Below are 12,510 nucleotides of genomic sequence, written 5' to 3' on the forward strand. Positions count from 1 at the left end.
GATGATGAAACATCTCAATCCGAACGCGTTCTCAACACCTACGCTACACCTGTGGCAATGCGCGCTATTGGTTACCGCACTGTCTATGACCAGTGGCCTGGCTCTGGCACAGGATGGAGGCTTCCAGAACAGCGGTGCTGTCATTGGCGATGAGGTGATGTACTCCATCGGTGGCGGCAACGCCGTATCGATGAGTAGTGCGGCCAGTATGCGCTCGATTGGTGTCGGTGTGGGCTGGAACAGCAATCTGATCTGCGGCGACATGAACATCAGTACGACCATCCAGAATCAGCTCAATGGGCTAACCAACGGCTTCCAGAACATCATGAGCAGCGTGATCCAGAACGCCACCAGCGCGGTCGCCTCATTGCCTGCACTCATCATCCAGCGGGCCGATCCGGGTCTCTACAACCTTCTGACCAATGGTATTCTGCAAGCCCGGCTCGACTTTGATCGCTCCAAACTCACCTGCCGGGCGATGGCGGAACGCATGGCGGACACGGCAGGCGGCCAACTCGGCTGGAGCCAGATTGCCGAAGGCATGGCGCTGCGTCAGGCGGTATCCAGCACCGATGCCGTATCGGCTATTGAACAAGCTGAAAAAAACCGAGGCAATGACGGGGTACCGTGGGTTGGCGGCGACAACGCCGGCGGTGTCGGACAACACTCAATCAAGGTCATCGGAGACGTAACCCGTGCAGGTTACAACCTGGTCAACGGCCGCAATGTGGCCGACACGTCATCCATCGACACCGCGAGTTGCCAAAGCCTGTCCTGCCAGACCTGGGCATCACCACAACAGGCTATTGACTTTGCCACTCGTGTGCTGGGCGAACAGGAGCAGCGTACCTGCGAAGGCTGTATCAGGACCGAGACCGTACCCGGCGTCGGGCTGACCCCGGTCATCCAGGAAGAGTACGACACCAAGCTGAAAGTGCTGCAGGAATTGGTCAGAGGAACCCGCAATACCACGTTCGAGAACCTTCACGACGCTGGCAGTACTTCGCTGCCAATCACCCGTGGCGTTATCGAGGCACTGCGTGACGAACCTGATCAAGACATTCTGGCCCGACGCCTGGCCTCCGAAGTTGCGCTGGCATCGGTATTGGAAAAAGCCCTGCTGCTGCAGCGCACGCTACTGACTGGCCAGAAAGAGCCGAATGTTGCGGCGAATCGGTTGGCAGTCGCTGCCGTCACTCAGGAAAGCAACACCCTCGACCGCGAGATCCTCAACCTCAAAACCGAGCTTGAGCTACGCCGGGAACTCGCCAGCAACTCACCGATGGCCATTATCCAACGCCACAGTGTACGTTCAGCCGGTTCACGCGGTATCTATGAAGGAGACCCTGTACCTAACCGTCTCGACCAGTTACAGCGACGCAATCCCGGAGGCACACCATGAAGTTTGCCTGGCTGCGATCACACCGTCTGTTCAGTTGGCGTACACCCAGAGTCCTTCTGTGGATTGTTGCATGGCTGGTCATCACCGTCACAGCCAACGTTCTGGGCATCCACTTCCTTGGCAGCATTGCTGGCTGGGAACACTGGCTGGCCGATACAGCCGGCTATTTTCTGTTGTGGCGTCTGTGTCTGTACGGTGCCACCGTTTATGGCTGGCTGTGGATGCGCCGCCGCCTGCTCCTGCGCGATACCCGTACCGATGACCGGCGCAGGCTCATTCGCGCCGAAGTTTTCGGTGTCGGCGCGTTACTGGTGCTGGAATTCAGCCTGTTGGTGCAGTACGTATAGGTGCTGTGACCATGACGCTTTTCACCACCGATTACCTGGAGTATTACCTGACTCTGGTGAGCTGGATCGTCCACAACGGTATTTGGGCGGTATTGGTTTCCAGCGGCGTGTTTGTCCTCCCCTTCGTGGCCATCATCATCGACGAGTGGCTGAGAGCCCGTACCGAAGGCGCTGATGAGGGCAACAAGGGCGTGCTGTCATCAATGCGCATTGAGAACCGGGTATGGGTGGCAATTGTTGTGGTGATGTTCGCAGGCATTCCGTTCATCGATGTCGACCTCAACACGATCAGATACGACCAGGCGCGTTCGGCACAGTGCCGGATCAGCGTACCGCAGCCCGAAGACACTGGCTGGTCAAAATCCTTCAGCACCCTCAACAACCAGAGCGCCAAAGTGCCAGTCTGGTGGGCCTTCATGCACGCACTCTCACGTGCGATCACCAGTGCCTCGGTATCAGCTATCCCATGTGGCACCGACCTGCGGCAAATGAGAATGGAGATCAATGCTACCCGTATTGATGACCCGGTACTGGCTCAGGAAGTAGCAGACTTTACCCACGATTGCTACGGCCCCGCACGCGCCAAGCTGTTCATGACTCGTCCCAATCTTGACAAGACACAAATGCACGATGTGACCTGGATCGGTTCGACCTATTTTGTCAGTACAGCAGGCTTCTACGACACCTATCACGCCAGGACACCGCGTGAGGGTTGGGCCTACGACAGCCATCGTGACGCCGGACTGGCTCAGGTGCCAAGTGGTGCTGGCTACCCGAGTTGCCGCCAGTGGTGGAGCGATGGAGGAAACGGCTTGCGTGCACGACTGCTGGCACAGGTCGATCCCAGCTTACTCAATCGCATCGCCGGCTGGGCCGGGTTCCTCAGCCGCACGGAGGTAGATGACTCAGTTATCAGGACGATTGCCTCCCCTCACCAACAGAAACTCAACCAAGGTAGTGTCTACACGGATTACGGTGGTCAAATCGACAAGACCTTACCGAATATTGTTACTCGCGCTGCGGGTGACATCGGCATGACAGTGGGAGGACTCGCCGCATTCCCGGCATTGGACGTGATGCGCCAGGGACTGCCGATGGTGCTTGCATTACTGAAGATGGCGCTGGTGATCTGTATCCCTCTTGTACTTCTGGTAGGCACTTACAACCTGAAGACAACGATAACAGTCAGCGTCGTGCAGTTTGCGCTGTTCTTTGCGGATTTTTGGTTTCAACTGGCACGATGGATTGACAGCACCATCCTCGATGCACTTTACGGGTGGGGTTGGGGCTGGAATCGGCCGCACGGCGGCGTCGATCCGATGGCGGGCTTGAGCAACACTTTCGGCGACATGCTGCTGAACTTCGTCATGGGCACGATGTTCATTGTACTACCCACATTCTGGATAATGGCTTTGGCTTGGGCAGGCATCCGCGCCGGTAATGTTCTTCAAGGGTTCGCTGGAGCTACGGCTGATGCCAAAGCAGCAGGAGCAAAAGGAGGTGACATGGTTCTTAAATCCGTATCGAAAAAATAAGCTCTTTTAATCGTCTTCAATATGCGGATCGATACGAAAGTCATCGTAGGTATACAGCCCGAATCCTGCAGGGCCGTTACGCCACTCTGGTTTTGGAGGCTCATCAACGAATCCAGCGGCATTAGCCATCAGAGCAGCAGCTACAACGAAAATGAGTAGGGTCGCTAACCAGAATGCCACATAAAGCAATAACCCCAAGAGAGTCAGTTTGGTCATCCACAGCAGAGCAAATGCTCCCTTAACAGGCATCCCCTGCTCGACAAACCAGCCTGATATCTGTTGCTCACAACGCGCATAGACACGCCAACCCCTGCCGAGCCAACGGCCAAAGCGTTCTGCAATACTGTTATGGCTTGCGCTATTCATGGTCATCATTTACCTGCGTTACCCGTTTCCCCTACATCCCACCTTACAACGATTGATACGCAGTATTGCGACAGCAGTCACCCTGTCTACTTAGCTTAGAGCAGAAATACCATACATCAAGTCACTCCCCTTCCTGCAACGCTTGCGCCATTTTGTATTCACATCGCATTCGCATAAATTGCTGGGGAACTTTTACCGAGGCTTCAAAGAAAGTGGTAAAGTCGAAGCCTTCCAATTGATACGGCGCAACTAACACCGAGTCCTGAGCATTACCAAGAAAAATCACTGGCCGACCCGCTGGAACATTAGCGCATTGATGCGAGTTATTAAAATCTAGCCGCATAGCCAGCAGATAGACTTTTTCAGACACCCGATTATCGCTCAATTGCTCATTGGACCATAACCATCCATGATAAAGAAGAACGGATGAAACCAACACACAAAGGATAGGGCGCAACACTGGCGACGCTGAATCCCCACCATCAAACTTATTCTTGAGCCAAGCTAACAGAAATAAAATATTTATAATAAACATAGCCGCAGCCACGACGATTATAAATGGCAAAATTAATTTGAATACCATAAACCCGGTAGTGAACAACAGGGTAATAGGTAAAGCCGACGCATCAACATGAAATACGTCATTGACATAAATTGCATTAGTGTCCAAGGGATACTGACGGAATAATTACCAGGCGATTTTGTCGTTATCACACTATCAACGCCCTTCGATTCAGGCAAAGTCTTTTGCGGTGTTATTACGTGGGGAGAAGTCGATAATCAACCTTTCCAGGGCTTCTTCTGTTCGGTTCTTGTGCCGTAAACTTGGTGTCTCCTGGCGCTTGAGGGCATCAATACCTTCTTCTTTAACCAACCGTCTGTGACGGTGAATAGTTTCCCGTGACACGCCGCTCAGACTAGGGTCTGTCCCTTAACCTCCCTACACGCTAAAAAGTGCTGCAAGAATCATTTCCGAGATGTGATTTTTGGTTAAATACCCATCTCTTTTGGTCATTCTTTATCGCTTAAAAGCGTTTTTTTGCACAGTTATAGAAATGCTGAACTGTACAAAAAATAGTTACGGGACACAGCCTAGTGTTAGTACCCTCCCCAAACGGACCATGTGCTTTTAGATATCTGACCTAACGTGCCATAGCGTCCACGATGTCTACTTCTGACACGGAGCGGGAAAATGTATGGCACTTTAGGTCGGCGAGGAGCAGAAGTTGGCATCTGTCTCATCACTCTGAGTGACTTAATAAACACCGAGGAGTATTCGTCAACTGGGTACAGGTCAATACGACCTAAACTATCCCACTCAATTTGATGAATATCAATGGGGAATCGCTTGCCCTTACGTAGAGAGTATTTTTCGATTTTACTATTGCCCATGCTCCTGAAAAAGGTAGATAATATCCAAAAAAATCATGGGATAAAAGTGATGACACAGAATATTCCTTCTCATTTATATAAATATAAAAGCTTCAGCATTGATAGTCTTGATTTGCTTGTAAGCGATAAACTGTATTTTGCCGACCCGGCAACATTCAATGATCCGTTGGATTGTAATCCTTCCGTGTTAAATGACATCGATACCACCGATAAATTAAACGCCATTCTTCATAGATTAGTAAAAGAAAATCATCTAAAGGAACTAGAGAAAGCAGCAAGTAAAATTAAATATAGAGGTCCACGGACATTAGAAAAAATTGAAATACTAGGTGAAGGTGAAGCTCGAAAATTAATTAACAACATTGCAGAGAATGTTTGTTTTTTTGGCGACGATTTTATCGATATTGTCAGGCATCATATTAAAAGATATTTGCTAAAAAACTATGATATTGGTGTCCTTTCATTAGCAAAAAAGTTTGACTGTCCCTTAATGTGGTCGCACTACGCTGATCAACATAAGGGATTTTGTATTGGATATGACGTTTCTGAAAATGACTCTTCAGATATCTACCCTGTTGATTACAAAGGCAAGCGATTTATTAGAACTCAACAAGTTCATGATATGTTGTTTGGTAGCAATGATAATGTAGTAAATACTGCAAAAAAAGAGATTGATAGAGTCATTCTTCTCAGCAAATCTCCTTCTTGGAAATATGAGAATGAATATCGAGTTATTAACAAAAAAGGCTTGCAGGACTCAAATTTTCGATTAAGCGATGTTACATTCGGTTTGAGGTTCAAAAAATCTGCTAAGTTTTCTGTTATGAGCGCATTACAATCCAGGCAGGGTGATATTAAGTTTTACGAAATGTCACTTTCTGATAAAACCTTCAAATTGAAAAGAACATTAATTGATTTGGGTAATATAGAATTTCAATCATACCCTAAAAGTAATTATGAACGTACTCGCGATCATCTTCAAATGCTTGATGACTTAAATGACGATGAAAACTAGCACAGGGTGCGCCGTAGTTCATTGGCCTCTTGGCGATTAAAACAATCTGGTGTCTACAACGTCCGTTCCTGGCACAAAGAGGCCCACCTGCGCATTTTTTGTCTGCTACGAGCGAGATATAGACTTTCATACCCTGAACGTTACGCTATTAGGTGATCCAGGGTATGCACTTGAACGTGGAGCACTTACTGGCTCGAAAGCAAAGCGGCAATCATCAAATCACATGATTCTGGCACAATATTCGTAACCAGTAAGCGCATACCCTGAATCACTTAAAAGTGTAACCCTCAGGGTTCGAATGACTATATCTGGCACAGAACTGCCTGTCAGGTAAGGTTTAGCTCTGTGCTGTGACAATCCTAAATAGCTTCTCGCATTAATGCTCCACTTATCATTGCGCGGCTCCAGAGCTAGCGGGTGTCATATCTCACAAGTGTAGCGCTATTATGAGAAGCTATTTAGCTCAAGTCAGAGCTAATACATATAAATGCCTGCCTGACCGCGTGAATAGATCACCAGCCCCGACAGTACAATTGATAGCAAAACCTTCGTGACAGTAAAGCTCCACAGAGAACTCACCAGAGACAAGCGCTCCAGCGATACACCAACAAAAATGGCACACAAGGCCACACCCCATAATCGAAATGACAGAGTATGTTCTCGTATCCAATCAAAATCATTTTCCTCTGAGCGAGTAATTGCTAACAACACGCCAATGAAGCCAATTACACAAAGGGCCACTTCAAGATTACGGTGTGATTCCTCTCGTTCATCTTTGCGTGTATACATCAATGTTACCAAGTCATTATGGATATCCCGCACATAATATTTCAGTGATCGTGTTTCTTGCCGTGACTGATCCAATTCGGAACCCGTCAATTCCTGTCTGATAACATTGATATCGCGTTCAAATTCCTTCGTCATTCTTATTTCCCGTTAATTCTGCCAAATCGTTCTTCGCTTAAAGTAAGCCATATTTCTGTTTCAGACCGAAAGAATTGCATAACAACGCACCTTGCAGCAAAAAATTTGCTCATGTTCATACAACCATCTCTTTCCCTGCACAAAAAGGATTCATTCTTGCCGTATTGATACTCGATGGTACGGATAAACAGCGCTATATCAAAAGGGTTCCACAAGGGTAAAAACCGATAAAGGGCAATGGAATGGGATCAAGGGGAAAGGCTCTACCTGGAAAAGGAAAAGGCCCGGTTATATCGCACTTAAGGCCATCACAATGTTTACTCTGTTCCAGCGAAAAAAGCCCACACCACCCAAGTCTGATCTGGTCATGCCAGAAAAAGGGCTACTCCGACCGGAGCCAGCTGCTTCCTTGCTGGCCACACCTCGGCGTCAACAGTTGCTGGAACACATCTGGCAGCGTACCTCAGTTTCACAAAAGCAATTCGCCTGGCTGTACCGAGCTCCTTTTGAGCGTTACGCCGAACTCGTGCAACAGTTTCCGGCCTCAGAAAGTCATCACCATGCCTACCACGGTGGCATGCTGGATCATGGTCTGGAAATTGTCGCCTTCGCCCTGAAACTGCGCCAGTCCCGTCTACTCCCCGTAGGCTCGCCGCCAGAAGATCAGGCAGCACAGGAAGAAGCCTGGACAGCCGCTGTCGCCTATACTGCACTGCTGCATGACATCGGCAAGATCGCAGTAGATCTGCACGTCGAGCAAGAGGACGGCAGCACATGGCACCCGTGGCATGGCTCATTGAAACGTCCATACCGCTTTCGCTACCGGGAAGATCGTGAGTATCGTCTCCATAGTGCTGCAACCAGTTTGCTCTACCACCAAGTGCTCGATCCCCGCATACTCGATTGGCTCAGCAGCTACCCATCCCTGTGGGCTTCACTATTGTATGTGCTGGCTGGCCAGTATGAGCATGCCGACGTGCTGGGCGAGCTCATAGTCAAAGCCGATCAGGCATCAGTCGCGCAAGCGTTAGGTGGCGATCCCACCAAGGTAATGGCTGCGCCGAAACATGCCCTGCAGCGCAAGTTGCTCGATGGTCTGCGCTACCTGTTGAAAGAGGAATTCAAACTGAATCAGCCGCAAGCATCTGATGGCTGGCTGACGCAAGATGCCTTGTGGCTGGTGAGCAAGACGGTATCCGACAAACTGCGTGCCTATCTGCTGTCACAAGGTATTGATGGCATCCCCGCCAACAACACAGTGGTATTCAATGTGCTGCAGGAGCACGGCGTGCTGCAACCCACCCCAGATGGCAAGGCAATCTGGCGAGCCACCATCTGCAGTTCGTCCGGCTGGTCACATCGTTTCACGCTATTGAAACTCTCTCCGGCCTTGATCTGGGAAGCATCTGAACGTCCAGCATCCTTCGCAGGAACAGTGACAATTGATGTCACCCCCTGTGACAGCAGCGACTCAATACCCTCCGTCACTAAACCCGCAATATCTACTTCTCCCGCTTTCACCGCCACCGACTTTGCAACAGCGCAAGCCACCACCGCACCACACGATGTCATGGATGACATGCTTGCTATGCTGATGCCAGCCGAAGCCCCTCGCACAGCGCCACCAGACAACAACACATCAGATATTGCTACTAATAAGTCGACATCGGTACAGGCCTCGAATGCACCACCTCAACTTGAGCCCACCAAACTGCGTTCGGCCGAGCATTTCATGGAGTGGCTACGAGAAGGGGTTCAATCCCGAAGGATAATCATCAATGATGCAAAAGCCCTGGTACATAGCGTGGACGATACGGTCTACCTGGTCAGCCCTGGCGTTTTCCAGCGCTATGCACAAGAGCACCTGCAGATCGGCGAACTTGCCAAACAAGAGAAGATGCAGGACTGGCAGTGGGTACAGAAACGCTTCGAGCATCTGCAAATCCATCGCAAGCAAGCCAATGGTCTGAACATCTGGGCCTGCACAATCAATGGACCGCGCAAATCACGCCGACTGAACGGCTACCTGCTATCCGATCCCAGATTGATTTTTAGCTCCCCCATGCCAAATAACCCCTATATCTCGCTTACGTCACCACTACCCAGCAAATAACGGGAGTAGACTTTTCTACCGCCCGCATGTCGTTGAGATGATGCGCCACCAAGCGCCATACCCGTGCTCAGCTACGACAACCTCATTAGTAGGTAATCCCCATCCTTAGACACTTGTCGTTGAACGTTCGGCTGGGCATATTTAGGCTATCTGCCGCTGCCTGACGATCACCACCGTACTGCCGCAACCGCGCCTCTATCACCGCCGCCTCGAACGAACGCACCGAAAAACCTAAATCCTTTACGTGCTGGTAGCCCTCATCCAACTGAGCCAGCTCATTTGTCAGCCTCTTCTGCATGTCAGGCGGCAGAGCCTGCATCGTAATAGGCTGACCCGATGAGGAATGGGCACAAGTCACCTCCAGCAGATTTCGCAGTTCCCAGGAAAATCGTACCCACATAGCTGTTGCAGGAATGACGATGCCAGCACCCCCGGAGTTTTCTGCTCCCGCTCACAGCACTGTGCGATGAAATGGTGGCACAACAGTGAGATATCCTCTGTACGTTCACGCAGCGGTGCCACATGCAATACACACTGACACAACCGGTGGTACAGATCCTGACGGAACGCACCGTCGGATACGCGCTGCTTCAGCGTATGGTGCGTGGCAGCAACCAGCCGGAAATCCGAATGTACTTCCTGTTCGGCCCCTAATGGACGAAAACACCGGGTTTCCAGCACCCTCAGCAACTTGGCCTGCATGGAAAGCGGCATATCGCCGACCTCATCCAGAAACAGCGTACCGCCATTGGCCTGCGCTACCAGACCAACTTTGTCGCTCAGGGCATCAGAAAATGCCCCTTTCTGGTGGCCGAACAACTCGCTTTCGATCAGACTCTCAGGGAGAGCTGCACAGTTAATCACCACAAAGGGTCCGTCTGCTCTGACAGAGCATTGATGCAGCAGGCGGGCGACCACATCTTTGCCTGTACCGGTTTCTCCCTGGATCAACACCGACAGGTTATGTCCGGCAGCCTGGCAGATCTTCTGCTGCAGCGCCTTCATGACTGATGACTGGCCGATCAAGGTGTCCTTAATTCGCGTGAGCAGTGCCTGCTGACGCGCTTCATCCCGTTCCCGTTCAACAGACGCTCTGAGTGTCAACCTTACCTGCTGCGCTCCCGCCAACTCACGCAGCAGACTCAACTGGTTGCAAAACACCTGAGCCAACAGGTTACCTTCGCCACCGTCATGCCATAGCTGCAGGCGTTCCGGCGTATCCAACAGCGCCAGTTGTCCCAGTATCTTGCCGCTCTCTGACAACAGCGGTATGGCATACATCCCACAGTCTGCACCCAGTCCCGATAGCACCTGCTGAAAGAGCGGGTGTTCAATACGAGCCCCCACATTCAACGATGACCAGGCGTACGCCTTATTTTCACGCAGCGCATAGGCCAGTGGATGGCTAAAATCATCCACCTCCAGCGCTAACGCAACAGATTCATCACCAACTCGGCCACAACACAGTAACTGCCTGCCACAGCCATCAACCAACCCAAGAATGATACCCTGCGGTTGCCAAACAGAAGCCACCGTGGACAACAGCCAGTCGCACAAATCCGGCTCCGTTTTCTGACGTATCATCGCCAACGCCAGATCACACGATAACGTCAGCACCGACTCTTCAGCGCTTTCGGTGCCATATTCCCTACTGGATAACGCTCTGCTTTCAGGCACCGCTACCTCCCTGTCTCATTGATTATGATCCTACTCACCTAATGTTGATACGGCCCTAAGAGAGCATCTCATTTTCAAACTGTTCCGGGCTGAGGACACCATAGGTACTATGGCGACGAAGCCAATTATAACCGCACTCAATATTTCAGGCGCTTCTCGAAGTCTGTCGCTGCCTTTTGGATAATGGCCAATTCCTAAGTCTGTTCAGCTTTAGTCGGGCATTTTCAGCGACGAGTTCATTTTCGCGTTCTGTGGACGTCATTTGCTGCTGTTTGCTGCGCCAAACGTAGAGTTGTGATGCATGCAGGCTGAACTCTGCTTACGAGGCTTTTTGTGGGTTGAGCTGGTTTTGTCATGAGTAATCACCTCTGGTTGAGAGTTTACTCACTTAGTCGCGTATCCACTAATGGTGGGTAGGATCACTCAGTCCAGTTAACCGCCCTGTAACCCCAACACCCCGACGCGCACTTTTAGCCCCAGACACGCTACCGCCACACTGTGACCTCCCTGCCTGCCACGCATCATAGCAGCGGCGGCAGTCGCTGCCATTAGTCGTTTTGTGAATGAAACGAGTTTTAGCACGGTAGCCGGTGTTCTGCCTCTTGCTTGTGTCAATCTTAAAGGCCGCTGGCTGGAAGAGTCGGGGTTTATGACCGGGATGCCGATTACCGTGACGGTCGAGCGGGGAAGGATAGTGATCGAGACGGAGATTAATGTCTGATCGTTGCACTTAACAGCAGGTAAAAAAATAGCCGGAAGGATCGTTGGGATCGCTTCCGGCTTTTATTATAAGTAGGCTTGCTTCCACTTGTCATCAAACCATTCTTTCTTATCAATTCGCCACTCATCATTCTTAAATTGAAGAGTATAGCGATATTGATTTTTAAATCCTGTATGTTGTTGAGTTATAAATACACATTTATTTTTATTTAACTCACTGCTTAATACTTCTTCGTCTGGTGAATACTCTGGTGGTTCACCACATGATAGCGATACTTGCCTGCCCTGTTTTCTTTCTTTTTTTGTGCAGAAGAGAGCGTATATATCATCAAGTTCCTTTTTGGCTGCATCTTTATGCGCAGTCATTCCTTCATTTCTGAATAATGGGTAATACTTCAACTCCCACTGATTCATTTGAATGATAAATTCTTTTAGAACCTTTTCAGCTTTAGATAGCTCAGTCATAAAAATACCTTAATTATTGAATATCCTACCAAAAACTTTCTGTCCATTTTGATAGACGTCATAGTAGATTTCTGTAGGTCGGGTTCCACCATTTCCATATTTAAACGTCCAGTCAATATCTACTGTTCCATTTTTATCGATATATTTTCTGACTTGCTCTTCGAACACTCGATATTCACCACGGTTAATAGCAGGTAATTGCGGGAACACATTCCCTTTACCGCCTTGACCACCAAGCACATTGCCTAATATGTGTCCGGCATCATCGGTTTGATTACCTAATGAACGGGCGTAATCTCTGGAGCTTTGATTCGTTCCAGAACCCGTTCTAAGCTCGGCTTTCGATACGGTGGCTTTGGCTGATAATATTTCCCCGTTAGCCCCATGAGTTAACGTCGGGCACTTTGCCAACCCAAACGGATCGACCCAACACATGGGATTTGAGACATACCCGTAGTTACTCTCCCCCCCCGCTATCCCTATCGGGTCTGGCGAGACATAGCACCCACCGGCCGGGTCGTAGTACCGAAAGCGGTTATAGCACAGCCCGCTTT

General features: G+C 50.0%; 11 protein-coding genes and 1 pseudogene. 6 read left to right on the forward strand and 6 right to left on the reverse strand.

The window, feature by feature from the left end:
* Window positions 1-4 precede the first annotated feature (4 nt).
* The 3 genes from FAZ14_RS08820 to FAZ14_RS08830 are packed head-to-tail and all read left to right on the forward strand — an operon-like array spanning window position 5 to window position 3,284.
* Window positions 5-1,402 carry an integrating conjugative element protein gene (locus tag FAZ14_RS08820; protein ID WP_153508394.1) on the forward strand — a complete coding sequence of 466 codons (1,398 nt, stop codon included), beginning with the start codon at window positions 5-7 and terminating at the stop codon, window positions 1,400-1,402.
* Complete coding sequence (locus FAZ14_RS08825) at window positions 1,399-1,749, forward strand: hypothetical protein (RefSeq protein WP_153508395.1); 351 nt, start codon at window positions 1,399-1,401, stop codon at window positions 1,747-1,749. Before FAZ14_RS08820 ends, FAZ14_RS08825 begins: the two co-directional genes overlap by 4 nt.
* An 11-nt stretch (window positions 1,750-1,760) precedes the next feature.
* Window positions 1,761-3,284: a conjugal transfer protein TraG N-terminal domain-containing protein gene (locus FAZ14_RS08830; protein ID WP_153508396.1), complete on the forward strand. Its 1,524-nt coding sequence runs from the start codon at window positions 1,761-1,763 to the stop codon at window positions 3,282-3,284.
* A gap of 6 nt (window positions 3,285-3,290) precedes the next feature.
* Here the strand turns inward: FAZ14_RS08830 and FAZ14_RS08835 are convergent, their stop codons facing one another.
* Window positions 3,291-3,659: a DUF3742 family protein gene (locus FAZ14_RS08835; protein WP_425265894.1), complete on the reverse strand. Its 369-nt coding sequence runs from the start codon at window positions 3,657-3,659 to the stop codon at window positions 3,291-3,293.
* A 112-nt stretch (window positions 3,660-3,771) separates the two neighbouring features.
* On the reverse strand, window positions 3,772-4,320 hold the full coding sequence (locus FAZ14_RS08840) for a hypothetical protein (protein WP_194287070.1): 549 nt from the start codon (window positions 4,318-4,320) through the stop codon (window positions 3,772-3,774).
* Between the two features lie 666 nt (window positions 4,321-4,986).
* Between FAZ14_RS08840 and FAZ14_RS08845 the strand changes: the two genes are divergently transcribed.
* Entirely contained in the window at window positions 4,987-6,057 is a 1,071-nt protein-coding gene (locus FAZ14_RS08845) for a DUF2971 domain-containing protein (RefSeq protein WP_153508397.1), read from the forward strand.
* 474 nt (window positions 6,058-6,531) lie between these two features.
* Here FAZ14_RS08845 and FAZ14_RS08850 read toward each other — a convergent pair whose 3' ends face one another.
* Complete coding sequence (locus FAZ14_RS08850) at window positions 6,532-6,981, reverse strand: hypothetical protein (protein WP_194287071.1); 450 nt, start codon at window positions 6,979-6,981, stop codon at window positions 6,532-6,534.
* Between the two features lie 313 nt (window positions 6,982-7,294).
* Between FAZ14_RS08850 and mobH the strand changes: the two genes are divergently transcribed.
* The gene (mobH, locus tag FAZ14_RS08855) at window positions 7,295-9,094 is read left to right on the forward strand and encodes a MobH family relaxase (protein ID WP_153508398.1); all 1,800 of its coding nucleotides are present in this window, start codon (window positions 7,295-7,297) and stop codon (window positions 9,092-9,094) included.
* 85 nt (window positions 9,095-9,179) lie between these two features.
* Here the strand turns inward: mobH and FAZ14_RS08860 are convergent.
* Window positions 9,180-10,771, reverse strand: a pseudogene (locus FAZ14_RS08860) (sigma-54 interaction domain-containing protein).
* Between the two features lie 559 nt (window positions 10,772-11,330).
* On the opposite strand from FAZ14_RS08860, the gene FAZ14_RS08865 reads away from it, so the two are divergent.
* Complete coding sequence (locus tag FAZ14_RS08865; RefSeq protein ID WP_235914503.1) at window positions 11,331-11,492, forward strand: SymE family type I addiction module toxin; 162 nt, start codon at window positions 11,331-11,333, stop codon at window positions 11,490-11,492.
* Window positions 11,493-11,557: 65 nt separating this feature from the next.
* Here the strand turns inward: FAZ14_RS08865 and FAZ14_RS08870 are convergent, their stop codons facing one another.
* Window positions 11,558-11,956: an NTF2 fold immunity protein gene (locus FAZ14_RS08870; protein WP_153508400.1), complete on the reverse strand. Its 399-nt coding sequence runs from the start codon at window positions 11,954-11,956 to the stop codon at window positions 11,558-11,560.
* A gap of 9 nt (window positions 11,957-11,965) precedes the next feature.
* Window positions 11,966-12,510, reverse strand: a 545-nt coding sequence (locus FAZ14_RS08875) for an RHS repeat-associated core domain-containing protein (protein ID WP_194287072.1), incomplete at its 5' end; no start/stop codon positions are given.

The sequence above is a fragment of the Dickeya oryzae genome (genome assembly GCF_009372235.1).
Taxonomy (GTDB): Bacteria; Pseudomonadota; Gammaproteobacteria; order Enterobacterales; family Enterobacteriaceae; genus Dickeya; species Dickeya oryzae.

Excerpts from the sequence above, each read along its gene's own strand:
- FAZ14_RS08820 (WP_153508394.1), top strand. The coding sequence starts at position 5 with ATGAAACATCTCAATCCGAACGCGTTCTCAACACCTACGCTACACCTG.
- FAZ14_RS08825 (WP_153508395.1), top strand. The coding sequence starts at position 1,399 with ATGAAGTTTGCCTGGCTGCGATCACACCGTCTGTTCAGTTGGCGTACA.
- FAZ14_RS08830 (WP_153508396.1), top strand. The coding sequence starts at position 1,761 with ATGACGCTTTTCACCACCGATTACCTGGAGTATTACCTGACTCTGGTG.
- FAZ14_RS08835 (WP_425265894.1), bottom strand. The coding sequence starts at position 3,659 with ATGATGACCATGAATAGCGCAAGCCATAACAGTATTGCAGAACGCTTT.
- FAZ14_RS08845 (WP_153508397.1), top strand. The coding sequence starts at position 4,987 with ATGGGGAATCGCTTGCCCTTACGTAGAGAGTATTTTTCGATTTTACTA.
- FAZ14_RS08850 (WP_194287071.1), bottom strand. The coding sequence starts at position 6,981 with ATGACGAAGGAATTTGAACGCGATATCAATGTTATCAGACAGGAATTG.
- mobH (WP_153508398.1), top strand. The coding sequence starts at position 7,295 with ATGTTTACTCTGTTCCAGCGAAAAAAGCCCACACCACCCAAGTCTGAT.
- FAZ14_RS08870 (WP_153508400.1), bottom strand. The coding sequence starts at position 11,956 with ATGACTGAGCTATCTAAAGCTGAAAAGGTTCTAAAAGAATTTATCATT.